Here is an 18,937-nt window from a genome sequence, read left to right on the forward strand (position 1 = left end):
GTGCAGGAGCGCCGCTTCGGCGCTACCGCTCCGCGACCATCGCCCCGCTGCGACTCTGCCCATGGGCCGCCGCAGCGGCCTAGGACACGCACGCGGTACAGGCTTTCCGATTCCCCAGTCGCGCCGAAGCGGCGCTCCTACAGAGGCAACGCCGCTAATCGGAGGTAAGCCCCCTTAGTAAGCGGGCGCGGCACTGCGCGAAAGCGCGAACGGCGCAGCCGGCCCGTAGGGCGAGCCGCTTGCGGCGAGTCAAGCCGCGGGGTTTGGATGACCTGGCGTGGGGCCCGAAGTTTGCGAAGCAAACTTTGGGGTTGTAGCGGCGCCGCCGCTACAACACGTACACGAACAGGAACAGCCCCAGCCAGACCACGTCCACGAAGTGCCAGTACCAGGCGACCGCTTCGAACGCGAAATGATCGTCCTTGTTGAAGTGACCCTTCAGGCAACGCAGCCAGATGATCGCCAGCATGATCGTGCCCAGGGTCACGTGCGCGCCGTGGAAACCGGTGAGCATGAAGAACGTGGAGCCGTAGATCCCCGAGCCCAGGGTCAGGTTGAGCTCGGTGTAGGCGTGGATGTATTCCTCGGCCTGGAAGAACAGGAACAGCGCCCCGAGCAGCACGGTCAGGCCCAGGAACACCAGCAGCTGCGCCCTGCGGCCGGCCTTGAGCGCATGGTGGGCGATGGTGACGGTCACGCCCGAGCTCAGCAGGATCAGGGTGTTGAGCAGCGGCAGGCCCCAGGCCGGGATCGTCTGGTAGCTGCCGCCGATCGTGCCCGGCCCGTTGCTGGGCCACGCGGCCGAGAAGCCCGACCACAGCAGGTTGTTGGTCATCACCCCGTCGCCCTCGCCGCCCAGCCACGGCATCGCGAACTGGCGGGCGTAGAACAGCGCGCCGAAGAACGCGGCGAAGAACATCACCTCGGAGAAGATGAACCACACCATCCCCATCCGGAACGAAGTGTCGACCTGCTTGTTGTAGTAGCCGCGCAGCGATTCGGTGATCACGTCGGCGAACCACTTGAACAGGATCAGCGCCAGGAACACCAGCCCGCCGAAGAACATCGGCTTGCCTACGCTCGATTCGTTGAGCCAGCTGGCGAAGCCGAACATGGTGATGAACAGCGCCACCGAGGCGATGACCGGCCAGCGGCTGCCGTGCGGCACGTAGTACACGTTGGCGTCGTGATGTTCGGCGTGGGCCTGGGCCATGGTCTGGTCTCGCTCTCGATCAGGGTGCGGCGCGCGAGGCGTCGCCGGAGGTTGCCTGGGAAATCGCGCCGGCCGCGTTCAGTTCCGCGGTCAGCGCATCGTTCTTGTAGAAGGTGTACGACAGGGTGACGGTCTTGACGTCGTCCGGCAGCGCGGGATCGACGATGAAGCGGACCGGCATGTCGCGCGCTTCGCCCGCGGCCAGGGTCTGCGCTGTGAAGCAGAAGCACTCGGTCTTGTTGAAGTAGCCAGACGCGCGCGCCGGCGCAACGGACGGCACCGCGCTGCCGACGATCGCGCGATCGCTCTGGTTGCGGGCGAAGTAGCTGGTTTCGTACTGCTCGCCGACCCGCACCTGCATGGTCTGCACGTTGGGATGGAAACCCCACGGCAGTTTGGAATTCACGCCGCCGTCGAATTGCACGGTGACCAGGCGCCCTGGCTTTGCGGTCGCGCTGGCCAGCGCCTGCGCATCCGCCGGGCCGCGCTCCAGGCGCACGCCGAACACCTTCTCGCAGGCGATCCGGTACAGCGGCACCAGGGCGAAGGTGAAGGCGAACGCGGCCACAGCCACCGCGACCATCTTGACGATGCCGCGTGCGTTCGCGTTGTGCGCCGGCGCGCTCATGCGCCGGATCCGAACACGCCGGACAGGATGAAGGCCAGGTACACCGCCACGGCGATGCCTGCGACGATCCACGCCGTGCGCGCCACGGCGCGGCGGCGGGCGGCGACGCTGGGATCGTTGCTGGCGCCGGTCTTGTGCATCAGGACTCGCGGCGGTTGCTGTGCGCGGCCGTGTCGGCGCCGGTGGTGGCGTTGTCGTAGTCCAGGTGCGCGAAGTCGCCGTGCGCCAGGTCGCCGTCGCGAATCACCGGCGGTGTGGTGAAGGTGTGGTGCGGGGCCGGCGAGGGCACGGTCCATTCCAGCCCGCGCGCACCTTCCCAGGAGCGCGCCTCGGCCTTGTCGCCCTTCTTGAGCGAATGCCACAGGACGAACGCCATCATGAACGGGGTCAGGAACATGCCGAACGCGCCGATCGAGCTGATCAGGTTCCAGTCTGCGAAGACCACGTTGTAGTCGGGAATGCGCCGCGGCATGCCGGCCAGGCCCAGGAAGTGCTGCGGGAAGAACAGCAGGTTGACGAACACCACGCTCCACCAGAAATGGAACTTGGCCATGCCCTGGCTGTACATGCGCCCGGTCCACTTCGGCCACCAGTAATAGACGGCGGCGATGATCGAGAACAGCGCGCCGGTCACCAGCACGTAGTGGAAATGCGCGACCACGAAATAGGTGTCGTGGTATTGGAAGTCGGCGGGCACGATCGCCAGCATCAGGCCGGAGAAGCCGCCGATGGTGAACAGGATCACGAACGCGATCGCCCACAGCATCGGCGCCTCGAACGTCATCGAGCCGCGCCACATGGTGCTGACCCAGTTGAACACCTTCACCCCGGTCGGCACCGCGATCAGCATGGTCGCGAACATGAAGTAGATCTCTCCGCCCAGCGGCATGCCCACCGTGAACATGTGGTGCGCCCACACGATGAAGCTCAGGAACGCGATCGAGGCGGTCGCGTACACCATCGCCTGGTAGCCGAACAGCGGCTTGCGGGCGAAGGTCGGGATGATCTCGCTGGCCACGCCGAAGGCGGGCAGGATCATGATGTAGACCTCGGGATGGCCGAAGAACCAGAAGATGTGCTGGAACATCACCGGGTCGCCGCCGCCGGCCGCGCTGAAGAAGCTGGTGGCGAAGAACTTGTCGGTGAGCAGCATGGTCACCGCGCCGGCCAGCACCGGCATCACCGCGATCAGCAGGAACGCGGTGATCAGCCAGGTCCAGCAGAAGATCGGCATCTTCAGCAGGTCCACGCCCGGCGCGCGCATGTTGAGGATGGTGGCGATGACGTTGATCGCGCCCATGATCGAGCTGATGCCCATCATGTGGATGGCGAAGATCGCGAACGCCACGTTGCTGCCACCCTGCAGCGACAGCGGCGGATACAGGGTCCAGCCGCCGGCCGGCGCACCGCCCGGCAGGAACAGGGTCAGCAGCAGCATGGTGAACGCGAACGGCAGGATCCAGAACGACCAGTTGTTCATGCGCGGCAGCGCCATGTCCGGCGCGCCGATCTGCAGCGGGACCATCCAGTTGGCCAGGCCGACGAACGCCGGCATCACCCCGCCGAAGATCATGACCAGGGCATGCACCGTGGTCATCTGGTTGAAGAACATCGGATCGACGAACTGCAGCCCCGGCTGCATCAGCTCGGCGCGGATGATCACGCTCATCCCGGCGCCGACGATGAACATGATGAAGCTGAAGATCAGGTACAGCGTGCCGATGTCCTTGTGGTTCGTCGAAAAGAACCAGCGCTCGACGAAGCTCTGCTTGTGGCCGTGCGCATCGGTCGAATGGGGATCGGCGACGGCTTCGTAATGGGTGGACATGGGCCTACCTCGGGGAATTCGGGTCTTGGACGACGGCGATCAGCCGGCGCTTGCGGGAGCGGGAGCGGGAGCGGCGGCATCCGCGGTGGCGGCCGGCGCCGCCTCGGCCGGTGCCGCCTCTTCGGGGGCGGCCGGAGCTGGTGTCGCGGGCGCGGGGGCCGGAGTGGGCGCGGGCGGCGCCAGCTTCGCCTTCTCCGCCGCAAGCCAGCGGTCGAACTCGGCCTGCGGCAGTGCGCGGACCACGATCGGCATGAAGCCGTGGTCCTTGCCGCACAGTTCGGCGCACTGGCCGCGGTACAGGCCGGGCTGTTCGATGTTCGCCCAGGCCTCGTTGACGATGCCGGGGATCGCGTCCTGCTTCCAGCCCAGCGCCGGTACCCACCAGGCGTGGATCACGTCGTCGGCGGTGATCACGAAGCGCACCTTGGTGCCGACCGGCAGCACCAGCGGATTGTCGACGTCGAGCAGGTAATGCGGATGATCGGCGGCGGTGACGGTGCCGCCGCCCTGGCGCAGCTGGTCGCTCTTGCGGTCCAGGCGGCTGGTGAAGGACACGCCCTCTCCCAGGTACTCGTATTTCCACATCCACTGGTAGCCGGTGACCTTGACCGTCATCCCGGCATTCCGGGTGTCGTACATGTTGATCAGGTTCTTGGTCGCCGGCCAGGCCAGGCCGATCAGGATCAGCACCGGCACTACGGTCCAGATGATCTCGGCGGTGGTGTTGTGGCTGAACTGCGCAGCGACCGCACCCTTGGACTTGCGGAACTTGAACATCGAGTAGGCCATGGCGCCGAACACGATCACGCCGATCACCACGCAGATCCACAGCACGATCATGTGCGAGTCGTAGGCGATCCGGGACGTGTGGGTCACGCCCTTGCCCATGTTCAGCTGCCAGCGCTGCGGATCGGCGGCCTGCGCCAGCGCCAGCCCCGGCAGGGCGCACAGCGCCGCGGCCAACACCGCCAAACCCCTTCGCACGGAACGTGCCTGCATCATTAGCCTGAACCCCAATGTCATCGGTCGCGGCCGGCGGCGGCCGGCTGCATGGCGGTGGTGTGATCGCTCATGTGAGCGCTCGGATAAGAGCACGGGTCGCGAACCCGCTACATCGGGGCGCGAAAACCGGTAAATGGTAGCCGCCGGCGCGCTTTTCCGGCAAGCCGCGCGCCGATGCCCGCGCCGCGGCGCCCGGCGAAAAACCCGGCCGACGGCTAGAATCCGCGGCTCCAACACCGCCAGAGCCTGCGTGAGCGCAATCCTTTCGACCGAGCTGCCGGTCCCGCCCGATCCGCTGCGCGCCGCCATTACCGCCGCCTGGGCCCGCGATGAAGCCGGTCATGTCCGTGAACTGCTCGAGGTGGCGCGCCAGCCGGCGCCCGGCTGGAGCCAGGCCGATCGGGCCGCGATCCAGTCCACGGCTGCCGACCTGGTGCGGCGCGTCCGCGCGCGCGCGCAGGACCAGGGGGCGATCGAGGCCTTCATGCGCCAGTACGACCTTGGCAGCGAGGAAGGCGTGCTGCTGATGTGCGTCGCCGAGGCGCTGCTGCGGATCCCGGATCAGGACACCGCTGACCGGCTGATCCGCGACAAGCTGGGCGAGGCCGACTGGAAGCGCCACCTGGGCCAGTCCGATTCGGTCCTGGTCAACGCCTCCACCTGGGGCCTGATGCTGACCGGGCATCTGGTCGACCTGGCCGACGACACCAAGCGCGACGTGCACAACGCCTTCAAGCGGCTGGTGGGGCGCGTGGGCGAGCCGGTGATCCGGCTGGCGGTGCGCCAGGCGATGCGGATCATGGGCCACCAGTTCGTGATGGGCCGGACCATCGACGAGGCACTGGCACGCAGCCGGAAAGGCAGCAACGCCGCCTACCGCTATTCCTTCGACATGCTCGGCGAAGGCGCGTTGACCGACAAGGACGCGCTGCGCTATCTGGAGGCCTACCGCCTGGCGATCCACGCCATCGGCCGGCATTCCGGCGCGCCCGCGGACGTGTTCGCGGCGCCCAGCATCTCGGTCAAGCTCTCGGCCCTGCATCCGCGCTACGAACACGCCAAGCGCGCGCGGGTGCTGGCCGAACTCGGCCCGCGCGTGCTGGAGCTGGCGCAGCTGGCCAGGCGCTACGGCATCGGGCTGACCATCGATGCCGAAGAAAGCGATCGCCTGGAGCTGTCGCTGGACCTGATCTTCGCGACGCTGGCCGATGTCTCGCTGGCCGGCTGGGACGGCTTCGGCATCGTCGTGCAGGCCTACCAGAAGCGCGCGCCGTTCGTGATCGACTACATCGCCGACCAGGCGCGCCGGCTGCAGCGGCGCATCCCGGTCCGGCTGGTGAAGGGTGCGTACTGGGATTCGGAGGTCAAGCGCGCGCAGGTCGAGGGCCAGGAAGGCTATCCCGTGTTCACCCGCAAGCCGAACACCGATGTCTCCTACCAGGCCTGCGCGGTCCGGCTGCTGCGCGCGACGGATGCGATCTATCCGATGTTCGCCACCCACAACGCGCAGACCATCTCCGCCATCCACCGCATGGCCCAGGCATTGCTCGGCGGTGCGCGCGATGGCAATGATTTCCGTTACGAGTTCCAGAAGCTGCACGGCATGGGCGACGACCTTTATGCCGAGGTGATCCCGGCCGAACGGCTGGACGTGCCCTGCCGGGTCTATGCGCCCGTCGGCTCGCACGAAGACCTGCTGCCCTACCTGGTGCGCAGGCTGCTGGAAAACGGAGCCAACTCCAGCTTCGTCAATCGCATCACCGACGAGGACGTGTCGATCGACGACCTGGTGCGCGATCCGGTCGAAACCGTATCTGCGTTCGAATCGATTCCACATCCGCGCATTCCGCTGCCGGTCGCGCTGTACCGCAGCCAGGGCTTCGAGAGAGACAATTCCATGGGCATCAACCTCGCCAACGACGACCAGCTGCGCGCGCTCGCCGAACAGGTCGGCGCCGCGACCACCGGGGACTGGCACGCAGCGCCGCTGGTACCGGGCGCGAATCCGTCCGGCGCGACGCTCGCCGTGACCAATCCCGCCGACCGCCGTCAGACCGTGGGCCAATGGCTGCCCGCGGACGCACAGACGGTGGAACAGGCGCTGCAGAACGCGGTCCGCGCGCAGCCGGCCTGGGACCGCACCCCGGTGGCATCGCGCGCCGCGATCCTGGAACACGCCGCGCAACTGATGGAAGCGCGCATGCCGCAGTTCATCGCGATGTGCACGAAGGAGGCCGGCAAGACCATCGCCGACGGCGTGGCCGAAGTGCGCGAAGCCGTCGATTTCCTGCGCTATTACGCGGCCGAGGCGCGGCGGCAGTTCAGCGTCGAGGCCCTGCCCGGACCGACCGGCGAATCCAATATCCTGCAGCTTGCAGGTCGCGGCGTGTTCGTCTGCATCAGTCCATGGAATTTCCCGCTGGCGATCTTCACCGGGCAGATCGCCGCGGCGCTGGCCGCCGGCAACAGCGTGATCGCCAAGCCCGCCGAGCAGACCAACCTGATCGGCCATGCGGCGGTCAAGCTGCTGCACGAGGCCGGCATCCCGGTGGACGTGCTGCAGTTCCTGCCCGGCGACGGCGCCACCGTCGGCGCCGCTCTGACCCGCGACCCGCGCGTGGCCGGCGTCGCCTTCACCGGCTCCACCGACACTGCGCGTGCGATCAACCGCGCCCTGGCCGCGCGTGATGCCGCGATCGGTGTGCTGATCGCCGAAACCGGCGGCCAGAACGCGCTGATCGCCGATTCTTCGGCCCTGCCCGAGCAGCTGGTCAAGGATGCGTTGGCCTCGGCCTTCACCTCCGCCGGGCAGCGTTGCTCGGCCGCGCGCGTGCTGTTCGTGCAGGCCGACATCGCCGACAAGGTGATCGGCATGCTGGCGGGCGCCATGGCGGAACTGTCCGTGGGCGATCCGGCCCTGCTCTCCACCGACGTGGGCCCGGTGATCGACGACGACGCCAGATGCCTGCTCGACGAGCATGCCGGCAGGATGCAGGGAACGGCGAAGCTGATCGCCGAGGCACCGCTGGGCGCAGGCACCGGGCACGGTACCTACTTCGCGCCGCGCGCCTGGGAGCTGTCCTCGCTCTCGCAGCTGACCCGCGAGAACTTCGGGCCGGCCCTGCACGTGATCCGCTGGAAGGCCGACGAACTCGACCAGGTCATCGACGCGATCAACGCCACCGGCTACGGCCTGACCCTGGGCGTGCATTCGCGCATCGACGAGACCATCGATCGGATTGTCGTCCGCGCCAACGTCGGCAACATCTACGTCAACCGCAACCAGATCGGCGCGGTGGTCGGGGTGCAGCCCTTCGGCGGCCAGAACCTGTCGGGCACCGGTCCCAAGGCCGGCGGTCCGCATTACCTGCCGCGCTTCGCTACCGAGAAGACCGTGACCATCAACACCACCGCCGCGGGCGGCAACGCCAGCCTGCTGACGCTGGGCGACTGAGGCACCAAGCGCGCGGCCGGTCGGTACGGCTGCAACCAAAGCAACCGTCCCGCAAGAAAAAAGCCCCGCCGGAGCGGGGCTTTCTTGCTTCAACGGGCGTCTGGGATCAGAACCGGTACTGCGCCGACACGCCGAACAGATTGGCCGAACCTTCCGCATCGCCGACCAGGCGCGAGCCGCTGGACGACACGATGTCCAGTTCCGGATCGTCCACCACGATGCGGGTGTAGGCCGCGCTGACCTCGAGCGCCTCGCTCGCGGCCCAGGTCAGACCGAACGAGTACCAGTTGCGGTTGTTGTCGGGCAGGCGCGGGGTGCGCGTCGCGTCGCTCACGGGGGTCTCGTCATAAGCCACGCCCGCGCGCAGGGTGAACGCGTCGTTGAGCTTGTACTCGGCACCGAGCGACATGAAGATCGTGTCCTGCCAGCGGTAGGCTTCCGACGAGGTCGGCTGCGCGCTGTCGTAGTCGATGTCGATCGACTGCAGCGAGCTCCAGCCAGTCTTGGACACGTCGGCCATCAGCGCGAACGATTCGGTCGCCTGCCACACACCGCTCAGGGTGGTGATGCTCGGGGTGGTCAGCGGCGCGGTGACGCCAGTGTCGACGAAGTTGCCCGGACGCACGACGCCCAGCACGGCAGCGACATTGGCCGGCACGGTGAAGTCGACGTCGCCGCGCAGCTCGTGATCGATCTCCGAGCGGTGCGACAGACCGACCGCCAGGTTGTCGGTCGGACGCCAGTGCAGGCCGACCGTCCAGCCGAAGCCGTTGTCGTCGCCTTCGACCTTGGCGAAGCCGTCGTTGCGCTGCGGGAAGAACGGCGAGGTGGGCGCGAAGCACGCGGCCGGATTCGGCGCGCACAGTGCGCTGCCGAAATCGACCGCATTCGACAGGGTGACTTCGGCGCGCTCGTAGATCATGCCGACGCCGAACGAGAACCGATCGGTGATGTCGAACGAAGCGGCCAGGGTGAGGTCGATGATGCGCACGTCGGACTCGACGGCGTGGTAGCGGCCGATCCAGTCGGCGTCGTACTCGGTCTTCAGGCCGAACGGCGCGCTGATCGCCGCACCGACGGTAACGCCGCTATCGCCCAGCGGGAAGATCGCCGACATCGCGGGCACGCCGGACAGGTCGCCGGCGTCGCCGCCGTCGCCGCCGGTCATCGGCCGGCCGAAGGCATCGGTGCCGGTGGCATCGATCGTGTACGACAGGTCGATGGCGTGGAGGTCGGCCTGCACCGCGTTCTGCTCGAACGTGCTCATCGCGGCGGGGTTGTTGATCACCACCGAGGCGTCGCCCGAGGCGGCACCGGACCCGGCGTATGCGCGGCCGGTGGCCTTGACGCTGTTTTCCTTGAGCTGGAAGCCCGACGCCTGGGCCTGGCCAAACGCCAGCGCGCCGGCGATGCCGAGCGCGAGGGCGGAAACGTGGATCACTCGGGACGCGAAGTGCATTGCAGATGTCTCCATGTGGACGTTGTGGTTCCGGTCGCCCGGGCGGCGGTCATCAGACCTGCTTCGCCAGGATGCAGCGCGTGCCGGAAGCCCCTCCCCCGACGTACGTCGCCGTATGTGATTGTAACGCTGGTTTACCAAAAGATAACAATCGCAGCCCTGCACCCCGCCCATGGCGGCACGGGGAGCACCGCGCTAGCCTTCCGCGATGTTCGTCCCCCTGCCGACCCGGATCCGGCCCACCCTGCGCTGGGCCACACCGCTGCTGCTGCTGGCCTGTTCGGCGCTGTTCGTCTGGGCCAGTACCCGACCCGGCCCGGCCCAGCAGGCCCTGTTGCTGGACTGGGGTGCGCTGGCCGCGGGCCTGGACAGTCCACAGGCCTGGAACGGCGCGATCCGAGACGGCTCGCTGTTGCGCCTGTTCACAGCGGTGTTCCTGCACGCGGACTGGGCCCACCTGCTGGGCAATCTGGTGTTCCTGCTGATCTTCGGTCTGCCCGCCGAGCGGGCCATGGGACCCTGGCGTTTCCTGCTGTTGTTCCTGCTCGGCGGTGCGGCGTCCAATCTGGCGGCGGTGCTGTTCGCGGGCACCCCGGACCGGCTCATCATCGGCGCGTCCGGCGCGGTCTCGGCAGTGATCGGCGCATACCTGGCGCTGTTCCCGCATGCGCGCCTGGGCGTGGTGTTGCCGCTGGGGCTGTTTCTGGAGTTCGTGCGCGCGCCGGCCTCGCTGCTGATCGGGATCTGGGCGCTGTTGCAAATCGGGTTCGCCTATATCGGCCCGGCATTCGGCGAGGTGGCCTGGAGCGCACACGTGGCCGGTTTCTGCTTCGGCATGCTGTTCGCCCTGGTGGCGCGCGCGGGCATCGCGCGGCGGTTGCGGCGGCGCAGCGGGTATTGAGGTCGCGCGGGTCCTTGCGTGTCGGGTCCATCGCCCCGATCTGGGATGGACGGCAACACATGTCCGGCAAGGACCCCCACCTATAATCGGCCCATGGCGACGAAGACGCTCTACAAGGTGACGTTCCACAACCACGGCAAGGTCTACGAGCTGTATGCGCAGCGGGTGGCGAGCGGCGCGCTGTGGGGCTTTACCGAGGTCGGCGAGCTGGTGTTCGACGTCCACGATGGCGTGGTGGTGGATCCCACCGAGGAACGCCTGCGCGACGAGTTCGGCAACACCCGGGTGTTGCACCTGCCGATGCAGAGCATCGTGCGGATCGAGGAAGTCGAGAAGAAAGGGCAGTCGGCGATCCGCGACGCGGCCACCGGCGAAGCGGTGGTGACGCCATTCCCGATGCCTGTGCGACCGCGTTAGGCGGACTGGCGACCCGGCGCCGTCTGACGCCAACGGACCGAGCGCGTCCCATCGCGGAGCGTGATCGCCGCGATGGTGCCAGCCAACGGTTCCCCGCTCGTCGGAAAACAGCGCCTGGCGCCGCAGCATTCACGAATGCGGAACGAAACCGCGCCTAGCGTCTTCGCCCGGGGATCCGCCACTTCGCGCGCCCCGCCGCGCGATCCGACCCGGGACGCCTGCCATGAAACCTTCCGCCCTGCTGCAACGCACGCTGTGGATGGGTGCGCTGTGCGCGCTGCCGTTCATCGCGCATGCCGAAACAGTCATCATTCCGCTGCACGGCTTCCAGGAAGTGCCAGCCATATCGACTAGCGCGCGCGGCGCGTTTGTCGCAGATATCAAGGGTGATTCGATTCGCTACGAACTGCGCTACGACGCGCTGCAGGGTGAGGTACGCCAGGCCCACATCCACCTGGGTCAGCGCGACGTCAACGGCGGGGTCAGCGTGTTCCTATGCCAGACGGCCACCAATCCGGATCCGACCGGTCTGGCGCCGACCTGCCCGCCACCGCCGGCGCGGGTCTCAGGAACGCTTACCGCCGCCAACGTGATCGGACCGGCGAACCAGGGCATCGCCGCCGGCGAGTTCGCCGAACTGCTCAGGGCGATCCGTGCGGGCAAGGCCTACGTGAACGTGCATTCGGACACGTTCCCGGGCGGCGAAGTGCGTGGACAAGTCGGACACGGTCACTAGCGGGCGAACGCCGCACGCGCTCGACCGTCAGTCGCGTTGCGCCGCATCTCCGGTCGCAGCGGTGCCGATGCTCTTCTTCAGGTCGGCCAGCGCCGCTGCGATCGGCGCATCGCCATCGAGCACGTCGCCGGCGTTGTCGCCTGCTTCGTCGCCTTCGCCGCGCAGGTGTCCGGCCAGGGTGGCTTCGGAGTAGCGCTGTTGTCCCGGCAGCAGGGCCGCGGGCTTGTCCGGCTGCAGGACCAGGTCGGGCACGATGCCCAGCGCCTGGATCGACTTGCCGCTGGGCGTGTAATACCGCGCGGTGGTGAGCTTGACCGAATCGCCGTTGTCCAGCGGCAGTACGGTCTGCACCGAACCCTTGCCGAAAGTGCGGCTGCCGACCACGCGCGCGCGCTTGTTGTCGTGCAGCGCGCCGGCAAGCACTTCCGAAGCGCTGGCCGACCCGGCATCGACCAGGACCACCACCGGCGCGCCGCCCAGGCGATCGCCCGGCGTGGCACCGAACTCCGCGTCGCTGATCGGCACGCGCCCCTTGGTGCTGACGATCTTCCCCGACTCGAGCAGGTCGTCGGCGATCTGGACCGCGGAGGTGAGCAGGCCGCCCGGGTTGCTGCGCAGGTCGATCACCAGCCCGCGCAGCTTGCCGCCCGCCTGCGCCTGCAGCCTGGCCAGATGCTTCTCGAAATCGGCCGCGGTGTCGGCCTGGAACTGGCTCAGGCGGACATAACCGTAGCCGGGCTCGAGCATGCGCGAGCGCACGCTGGCCACACGGATGGTCTCCCGTTGCACGGTCACGTCGAACGGCTTGGGCGTGCCCTCGCGCACCACCGTCAGCACCACCGAACTGCCGGGCTTGCCGCGCAGCGGTCCCTGGTCGTCGTCGCTGGGTTCGAGTGGCTTGCCGTCGACCGCGATGATCACGTCGCCCGACTTCAGGCCCGCGCGCTGCGCCGGCGTGTCGTCGATTGGCGAGATGATCTTGACGCTGCCATCGGGCTGCTCCAGCACTTCCACGCCGATTCCGTCGTAGGCGCCGCTGCTGCTCTCGTCGAAGGCCTGCGCGTCCTGACGCTCCAGGTAGGCACTGTGCGGATCGAGATCGAGCAGCAGACCCTTGATCGCCGACTGCATCAGCTTCTTGTCGTCCACCGGATCGACATAGGCGTCCTTGACCGCGTTGTAGACCGCCACATAGCGGCGGATCTCGGTCAGCGGCACCTTGGTCGCGGCGCTTTCGGCGGCATCCGGGTCGTCGCTGGCCGCCACTTCGAGCTCGGCTTCCTCCGTCGCCGGGGTCGCCGGCGCCGCGGCGGGCGGCGCCGGTTCCACGGGCTGCGCGGGCCTGGGCGCCGGGTCCTGGGCCGGTGGCGTGGCGGGCGCGTCCTGGGCGAGGACGAACGGCGCCGCGACGAGCAGCAGGCTGGCGCCGATCAGGGCCGAAAGACGGATGGACAGGGGCATGCGGAGCTCCGGAGACCTTCGTGGCGCGCCCGATGATGGACCGACGGGCGCAAGCCGGGTTCATTCGATTATGCCGGGCGCCGCCGAAAATGCCCGTTCGGCGACCCCGTCTGTTCAGCCGCCTGTCGGCCGGTCCCGCGCCATCCTCTGAACGCGTGCGCTAGCGCTTCTGCAGCCACGCCCGCGGATCGACCGGCTGACCGTTGCGACGCAGTTCGAAGTACAGCGCGCTCTGGCCCTGTCCTCCCGAATTGCCGACGCTGGCCACGGCGTCGCCGCGCTTCACGTCGCTGCCGGCATCGCGCAGCAGGCCGTCGTTGTTGGCGTACAGGCTCATGGTGCCGTTGCCGTGATCGACGATGCACAGCAGGCCGTAGCCGCTCATCCATTCGGCGAACACCACCTTGCCGTTGGCGACCGCCTGCACCGCGGTGCCCGCGGGCGCCGCGATCAGCACCCCTTGACTGCGACGTCCGTCCGGCAGGGTGCCGCCATAGGCGGTGACCAGGGTGCCCGACAGCGGCCAGCCCAGCCCGCCCACGCGGATCGGCTGCGCGTTGGCGATCACCGGCGGCGGCGGGCGACGCCCGGACGAGGCGGAGCCGGTCCGCGCCTCGCGCGCCGCGGCGGCCTTGCGCTCGGCCTCGGCCCGGCGTGCCGCTGCGCGCAGCTGCGCCAGTACGCTCTGCAGGCCCTTCACGTCCCGTCCCAGCGCCCTTTCGCGCGTCCGCCGGTCCTGGTAGCGCTGATCGAGCTCGGCCACGGCACTGGAGCGCTGCTTGCGATCGCGCTCCAGCCGGGCAACGTCGGCTTGCTGCTGCTGCCGGGTTGCCGCCAGTGCCGCGCTCGCGTCGGCGATGCTCCGCTCCAGTTCGGTGAGTCCGGCCAGTTCCGCGCGCAAGTCGGCGATGCGCCTGGCGCGATCGCGTTGCAGATAGCCGTGATAGGCCAGCAGGCGGTTGCCGTCGGCCACGCGGTCCTGGGAGAGCATCAGCTTCAGCGGCGCGTCGCCGCCGACGGCGTACGCCGCGCGCAGCAGCTGCGCCAGTTCGCGTCGCTGCGCGCCCAGTGCGGCATCCAGCGCGCCGCGCCGCGCCTGCAGCGCCTGCAGTTCGGCCTGTTGCCGGTGCAGCTCGGCTTCCACCCGCTTGAGCGCGCGGGTCGAGGTGCCTACGCGCTCGTCGAGCTCTCGCAGCTTGCGCGCCGCTTCTCCGCGCTGGCCTTCGATCCGGCGGCGTTCCGCCGCGACATCGTCCAGCTCCTTCTTCGCCCGATCCAGCTTGCGCTGGGTGTCGCGCGTGCTCTGCGCTCCGGCAGGAAGTGCGACCGCCAGCAGTGCCGCAACGACCAGCAGGGCGCGCAGCAGCCTCACGCGAACAACGTGGTCCCGGTCATTTCGACCGGCTGCGGCAGGCCAAGCAGATCGAGCAGGGTCGGTGCCACATCGCGCAGCGCGCCGCCGCCGCGCAGGGTCGCACCGGTCCGTTCGCCCACGTAGACCAGCGGCACCGGTCCCACCGTATGCGCGGTATGCGGCTGTCCGGTGGCCGGGTCGCGCATCATCTCCAGGTTGCCGTGATCGGCGGTGATCACCAGGGCTCCGCCGGCTTCGCGCACGGCCGAATCGATCGCACCGATCGCCACGTCCACCGCCTGCGCGGCCTGGATCGCCGCCGCGAGATCGCCGGTATGCCCGACCATATCCGGATTGGCGAGATTGCAGACGATGAGGTCGAAGCGGCGCGCGCGGATCGCGTCCACCAGCCGGGCGGTGACCTCCGGGCAGCTCATCTGCGGCTGCAGATCGTAGGTGGCGACCCTGGGGCTGGGCACCAGGATGCGTTCCTCGCCGGCGTAGGGCGCCTCGCGGCCACCGCTGAAGAAGAAGGTGACGTGCGCGTACTTCTCGGTTTCGGCGATCCGCAGCTGGGTCAGTCCCTGCGCCGCGATGATCTCCGGGAGTGTTTGCGCCAGATCGTCGGGCGCGAACGCGACCGGCGCGGGCAGGTTCGCGTCGTACTCGGTCAGGCACACGAAACGCGACAGCTGCGGCCGGCGCGCTTCGAAACCGGCAAAACCCGGATCCACGAATGCCGCGGTGAGCTGGCGCGCACGATCGGCGCGGAAGTTCATGAACACCACGCAGTCGCCGTCGCCGACCGGCGCACCTTCGCCGATGACCGTGGGCGCCACGAATTCATCGTTCTCGCCTCGTGCGTATGCGGCCGCGAGCGCGGTGCCCGCATCCGGTGCGCGGAATTCCGAGCGCGCTTCCACGATCGCCTCCCAGGCACGGTGCAGTCGCTCCCAGCGCTGGTCGCGGTCCATCGCATAGTAGCGACCCGAAACACTGGCGATGTGGGCGTTGCCCAGCGCATCGCATTTCGCCTGCAGCCCAGCCAGGCTGGGTTCTGCCGAGCGTGGCGGCATGTCACGTCCGTCCAGGAACGCATGCACCGCGACCTGCTGCACGCCCATGCGCGCAGCGAGTTCGAGCATGGCGAAAATATGCCGCTCATGGCTGTGCACGCCGCCGGGCGAGAGCAGGCCCATCACGTGCAAGGTGCCGGCCGAAGCCTTCGCGGCCTCGCAGGCGGCACGCAGTTCGATGTTGTCGAAGAAGCTGCCATCCTCGATCGCCGCGTCGATCCGGGTCAGGTCCTGGTAGACGATGCGGCCGGCGCCGAGGTTCATGTGCCCGACTTCCGAATTGCCCATCTGCCCATCCGGCAGGCCCACATGCCGCCCTTCGGTATGGATCAGCGTGTGTGGCGCGGTGGTCAGCAGGCGGCGCCAGTTCGGCAATTCGGCCTGCGCGAGCGCGTTGTCGGCCGGATCCTCGCGGTGACCCCAGCCATCCAGGATCAGCAGGACGACAGGCTTCGGAGCCGCCGGCTTCGCAGCCGTGAGCTCGGGGCGACGGACGACATCGGGCACGGGCAGGTTTCCTGAAGGAGGGCGCTGGAATTGTAGCCGCGGCTGCGGGAGCAGCCGGTGGCATGCGCGCCTTCGATGCCTTGCATGCGCGCGGCACAGGCGGACGGACGCCAGGCACCGCGTTGAAACTGAACCGCGCCAGGCACAGGGTTGCAATGACTAAGGACAGATGCGCCTACCTGTCGGGCACCCTAGGCTGCCTGCAAGGTTTGCTGCGCCAAATGCCGCGGACCTCCTCTTCCGCAACGCAAGGTCCGATATGAAGATCGCGATCCCGTACTCCCGCATCGCCCTGGCCCTGACGCTCGTGCTGTGCGCACCGCATGTCTTCGCCCAGGAGAGCATCGACAAGGTCAACGGCAGCATCACCGCCCAGGCCGGCCAGACCTATGGCGATCTGGAGACCGTCAACGGCAGCATCCAGATCGAATCCGGCGCGCGTGCGCGCGGCGCGGAAACCGTCAACGGCAGCATCCGGGTGGGCGACAACGCCGCCGTCGGCACCCTCGGCACGGTCAACGGCAGCATCCGCATCGGCAAGCAGCTGCGCGCCAGCGGCGACATCGAAACCGTCAACGGCAGCGTGTTCGTCGATGACGGCGGCAGCCTGCGCAGCGTGGCCACGGTGAACGGCTCGATCGGCCTGGTCGACAGCGACCTCTCCGGCGGCATCGAAACGGTCAACGGCGACATCACCGTCGGTGCCGGTTCGCACGTCAAGGGCGGCATCAAGGTGGAGAAGCCGACCAGCAACTGGATGCCGATCAGCATCGGCAAGCGCAAGCCGCCGCGAATCGTCATCGGACCCAATGCCGTGGTCGAAGGTCCGCTGGTGTTCGAGCGCGAAGTCAAGCTGTACGTGCACGACAGCGCACGCATCGGCAGTGTGAGCGGCGCCACCGCGGTGCGCTACAGCGGCAGCCGCGCCCCGGCGGACTGAAAAGCGCGATCGCTCGCCATGCGCGTGCGCCTGCCGCACGCGCAGTCGCCCGTGGGCTGCAGGCTACAATCCGGGATCCCGCTTGCCGAGGAACCCGCATGACCCGACCCCTCCTGCTCACCGTCGCGGCGGCGCTGGTGCTGTCCGCCTGCAACCGGGGAGCGCCCGCACCCGAAACCACCACGGCCACGCCAGCGCCGGAGACGACCGCTCCCGCGGGCACGCACGTGTTCAGCGATGCGATCAAAGCCGACGATTTCGCCGAACTGGTCAAGACCCTGGCCTCGGATGAGTTCGAGGGCCGCGGTCCGGGCACGCCGGGCGAAGAGAAGTCGGTGCAGTACATCAAGGCGCAGTTCGAACGCATCGGCCTGAAACCCGGCAACAACGGCGACTGGTTCCAGACCGTGCCGATGCAGGAGACCACAGCGGACGAAACGACGACGATGGCCATCGACGTCAACGGCAAGCCGCACACGCTCAAGTTCGGCACCGATATGGTGATAGGCACCCGCACCGGGCAGCCGGAAGTGAAGGTCGACGCCAGCGAGCTGGTGTTCGTCGGCTACGGCGTCGACGCGCCCGAACAGCAGTGGAACGACTACGCCGGCGTCGACGTCAAGGGCAAGACGGTGGTGATGTTCGTCAACGACCCGGGCTTCCACGTCAAGGATCCGGACTTGTTCAACGGCAACCGCATGACCTATTACGGGCGTTGGACCTACAAGTTCGAGGAAGCCGCACGCAAGGGCGCGGCGGCCGCATTGCTCATCCACGACACCGAAGGCGCGTCCTATGGCTGGGACGTGGTGAAGAATTCCTGGTCGGGCGCGCAGTACGACCTGCGCGCCGCCGACGATCCCGAGCCGCGACTGCCGCTGCAGGGCTGGATCACCGGCGACCAGGCCAGGGCGCTGTTCGCCGATGCCGGGCTGGATCTGGACAAGCTGCGCAGCGATGCCAACAAGCGCGGCTTCAAGCCGGTGCCGATGTCGGCGAAGATGAGCGTGGCGCTCAAGAGCACCACCAGCGAGAAATCCTCGCGCAACGTGCTCGGCCTGCTGCCCGGGACCGGGAAGCCGGAGGAAGCCGTGGTCTACATGGCCCACTGGGACCATCTGGGCAAGCACGACGGCGAGCAGACGCCCGACGGCAAGACCGACGTGATCTACAACGGCGCGGTGGACAACGCCACCGGCGTGGCCGGAATCATCGAGATCGCCGAGCAGATGGCCAAGCTCGGCAAGCCCAAACGCTCGGTGCTGTTCCTCGCCGTGACGCTGGAGGAATCCGGGCTGCTCGGTTCCAAGTACTACGTCGCGCATCCCGCGATTCCGCTGGACAAGACCGTCGCGGTGATCAACCTCGATGCCATGGGCGTGGCCGGCAAAGCCAAGGACATGACCGTGGTCGGCATGGGCAACTCTGAGCTGGAGGACATCATCAAGCCGATCGCGGCCAAACAGGGCCGCACCCTGGTGGAGGAATCCAATCCTGCCGGCGGCTACTACTTCCGCTCCGATCACTTCAACTTCGCCAAGGCGGGCGTACCCGCGCTGTACACCGATGCCGGCACCGATCTGGTCGAAGGCGGGAAGGCGGCGGGCGATGCCGCGGGTGAGGACTACAACGACAACCGCTACCACAAGCCCGGCGACGAATACGACCCGGCGACCTGGAAGCTCGACGGCGCCATCGACGACCTGGCCGCGGTCTACGACGTGGGCCTGCAGATCGCCAATGGCGATACCTGGCCCAATTGGTACAAGGACAATGCCTTCCGCGCCGCGCGCGACAAGATGCTGCCGGCCAAGCCGGCGGCGACGGAATCGGCGAAGCAATAACCGGTATCAGCTCGCACGGAAAACGGCGCCGCAAGGCGCCGTTTTCCGTGGAGATGTAGGAGCGGGGTCCCGCGGGAGCGGATGGGTAGGGGGGCCCCACCGGGGACAAGGACCCGC

Annotated in this window: 14 protein-coding genes and 1 pseudogene; 6 read left to right on the plus strand and 9 right to left on the minus strand. The window is 68.1% G+C overall.

What is annotated here, in order from left to right; all coding sequences use genetic code 11:
• Nucleotides 1-328 precede the first annotated feature (328 nt).
• From MC380_RS13400 to coxB, 5 genes and pseudogenes are all read right to left on the minus strand, one after another.
• Complete coding sequence (locus MC380_RS13400) at nt 329-1,213, minus strand: cytochrome c oxidase subunit 3 (RefSeq protein ID WP_242101856.1); 885 nt, start codon at nt 1,211-1,213, stop codon at nt 329-331.
• 19 nt (nt 1,214-1,232) lie between these two features.
• Nucleotides 1,233-1,841, minus strand: a complete 609-nt coding sequence (locus MC380_RS13405; protein WP_242101857.1) for a cytochrome c oxidase assembly protein — start codon at nt 1,839-1,841, stop codon at nt 1,233-1,235.
• Nucleotides 1,838-1,981, minus strand: a complete 144-nt coding sequence (locus MC380_RS13410) for a hypothetical protein (RefSeq protein ID WP_242101859.1) — start codon at nt 1,979-1,981, stop codon at nt 1,838-1,840. The genes MC380_RS13405 and MC380_RS13410 overlap by 4 nt, the downstream gene beginning before the upstream one ends.
• A 65-nt stretch (nt 1,982-2,046) precedes the next feature.
• A pseudogene (gene ctaD, locus MC380_RS13415) lies at nt 2,047-3,669 on the minus strand (cytochrome c oxidase subunit I); the annotation flags it as partial.
• A gap of 39 nt (nt 3,670-3,708) precedes the next feature.
• Nucleotides 3,709-4,671: a cytochrome c oxidase subunit II gene (gene coxB, locus MC380_RS13420; RefSeq protein WP_242165336.1), complete on the minus strand. Its 963-nt coding sequence runs from the start codon at nt 4,669-4,671 to the stop codon at nt 3,709-3,711.
• 259 nt (nt 4,672-4,930) lie between these two features.
• Here coxB and putA point away from each other — a divergent pair, with 259 nt between their 5' ends.
• Nucleotides 4,931-8,125, plus strand: coding sequence for a bifunctional proline dehydrogenase/L-glutamate gamma-semialdehyde dehydrogenase PutA (gene putA / locus MC380_RS13425; RefSeq protein WP_242165364.1), 3,195 nt, complete (start codon nt 4,931-4,933; stop codon nt 8,123-8,125).
• A 106-nt stretch (nt 8,126-8,231) separates the two neighbouring features.
• Here putA and MC380_RS13430 read toward each other — a convergent pair whose 3' ends face one another.
• The gene (locus tag MC380_RS13430; RefSeq protein WP_242101862.1) at nt 8,232-9,584 is read right to left on the minus strand and encodes an outer membrane protein transport protein; all 1,353 of its coding nucleotides are present in this window, start codon (nt 9,582-9,584) and stop codon (nt 8,232-8,234) included.
• 208 nt (nt 9,585-9,792) lie between these two features.
• Between MC380_RS13430 and MC380_RS13435 the strand changes: the two genes are divergently transcribed.
• From MC380_RS13435 to MC380_RS13445, 3 genes are all read left to right on the plus strand, one after another.
• Nucleotides 9,793-10,485 carry a rhomboid family intramembrane serine protease gene (locus MC380_RS13435; protein ID WP_242101867.1) on the plus strand — a complete coding sequence of 231 codons (693 nt, stop codon included), beginning with the start codon at nt 9,793-9,795 and terminating at the stop codon, nt 10,483-10,485.
• 93 nt (nt 10,486-10,578) lie between these two features.
• A complete protein-coding gene (locus MC380_RS13440; protein WP_242101868.1) occupies nt 10,579-10,902 on the plus strand; it encodes a DUF1820 family protein in 324 nt (107 codons plus the stop codon).
• 223 nt (nt 10,903-11,125) lie between these two features.
• Entirely contained in the window at nt 11,126-11,638 is a 513-nt protein-coding gene (locus tag MC380_RS13445; protein WP_242165338.1) for a CHRD domain-containing protein, read from the plus strand.
• Between the two features lie 27 nt (nt 11,639-11,665).
• On the opposite strand, the gene MC380_RS13450 is transcribed toward MC380_RS13445, so the two are convergent.
• The 3 genes from MC380_RS13450 to gpmI form a co-directional block, all read right to left on the minus strand.
• Nucleotides 11,666-13,099, minus strand: coding sequence for a S41 family peptidase (locus MC380_RS13450; RefSeq protein ID WP_343223580.1), 1,434 nt, complete (start codon nt 13,097-13,099; stop codon nt 11,666-11,668).
• Between the two features lie 160 nt (nt 13,100-13,259).
• Nucleotides 13,260-14,471, minus strand: a complete 1,212-nt coding sequence (locus MC380_RS13455) for a peptidoglycan DD-metalloendopeptidase family protein (RefSeq protein WP_343223581.1) — start codon at nt 14,469-14,471, stop codon at nt 13,260-13,262.
• Complete coding sequence (gene gpmI, locus MC380_RS13460) at nt 14,468-16,036, minus strand: 2,3-bisphosphoglycerate-independent phosphoglycerate mutase (RefSeq protein WP_242165340.1); 1,569 nt, start codon at nt 16,034-16,036, stop codon at nt 14,468-14,470. Before gpmI ends, MC380_RS13455 begins: the two co-directional genes overlap by 4 nt.
• A 259-nt stretch (nt 16,037-16,295) precedes the next feature.
• On the opposite strand from gpmI, the gene MC380_RS13465 reads away from it, so the two are divergent.
• Together MC380_RS13465 and MC380_RS13470 are read left to right on the plus strand one after the other, a co-directional pair.
• Nucleotides 16,296-16,976 carry a hypothetical protein gene (locus tag MC380_RS13465; RefSeq protein ID WP_242165342.1) on the plus strand — a complete coding sequence of 227 codons (681 nt, stop codon included), beginning with the start codon at nt 16,296-16,298 and terminating at the stop codon, nt 16,974-16,976.
• Between the two features lie 98 nt (nt 16,977-17,074).
• On the plus strand, nt 17,075-18,820 hold the full coding sequence (locus tag MC380_RS13470) for a M28 family metallopeptidase (RefSeq protein WP_242165343.1): 1,746 nt from the start codon (nt 17,075-17,077) through the stop codon (nt 18,818-18,820).
• Nucleotides 18,821-18,937: the final 117 nt, after the last annotated feature.

Source organism: Lysobacter sp. M15, assembly GCF_022662515.1.
GTDB lineage: Bacteria > Pseudomonadota > Gammaproteobacteria > Xanthomonadales > Xanthomonadaceae > JAKPBU01.

Coding starts and splice junctions, on each gene's coding strand:
- MC380_RS13430 (WP_242101862.1), bottom strand. CDS start 9,584: ATGCACTTCGCGTCCCGAGTGATCCACGTTTCCGCCCTCGCGCTCGGC.
- MC380_RS13435 (WP_242101867.1), top strand. CDS start 9,793: ATGTTCGTCCCCCTGCCGACCCGGATCCGGCCCACCCTGCGCTGGGCC.
- MC380_RS13440 (WP_242101868.1), top strand. CDS start 10,579: ATGGCGACGAAGACGCTCTACAAGGTGACGTTCCACAACCACGGCAAG.
- MC380_RS13445 (WP_242165338.1), top strand. CDS start 11,126: ATGAAACCTTCCGCCCTGCTGCAACGCACGCTGTGGATGGGTGCGCTG.
- MC380_RS13410 (WP_242101859.1), bottom strand. CDS start 1,981: ATGCACAAGACCGGCGCCAGCAACGATCCCAGCGTCGCCGCCCGCCGC.
- MC380_RS13405 (WP_242101857.1), bottom strand. CDS start 1,841: ATGAGCGCGCCGGCGCACAACGCGAACGCACGCGGCATCGTCAAGATG.
- MC380_RS13450 (WP_343223580.1), bottom strand. CDS start 13,099: ATGCCCCTGTCCATCCGTCTTTCGGCCCTGATCGGCGCCAGCCTGCTG.
- MC380_RS13400 (WP_242101856.1), bottom strand. CDS start 1,213: ATGGCCCAGGCCCACGCCGAACATCACGACGCCAACGTGTACTACGTG.
- MC380_RS13465 (WP_242165342.1), top strand. CDS start 16,296: ATGAAGATCGCGATCCCGTACTCCCGCATCGCCCTGGCCCTGACGCTC.
- coxB (WP_242165336.1), bottom strand. CDS start 4,671: ATGATGCAGGCACGTTCCGTGCGAAGGGGTTTGGCGGTGTTGGCCGCG.
- MC380_RS13470 (WP_242165343.1), top strand. CDS start 17,075: ATGACCCGACCCCTCCTGCTCACCGTCGCGGCGGCGCTGGTGCTGTCC.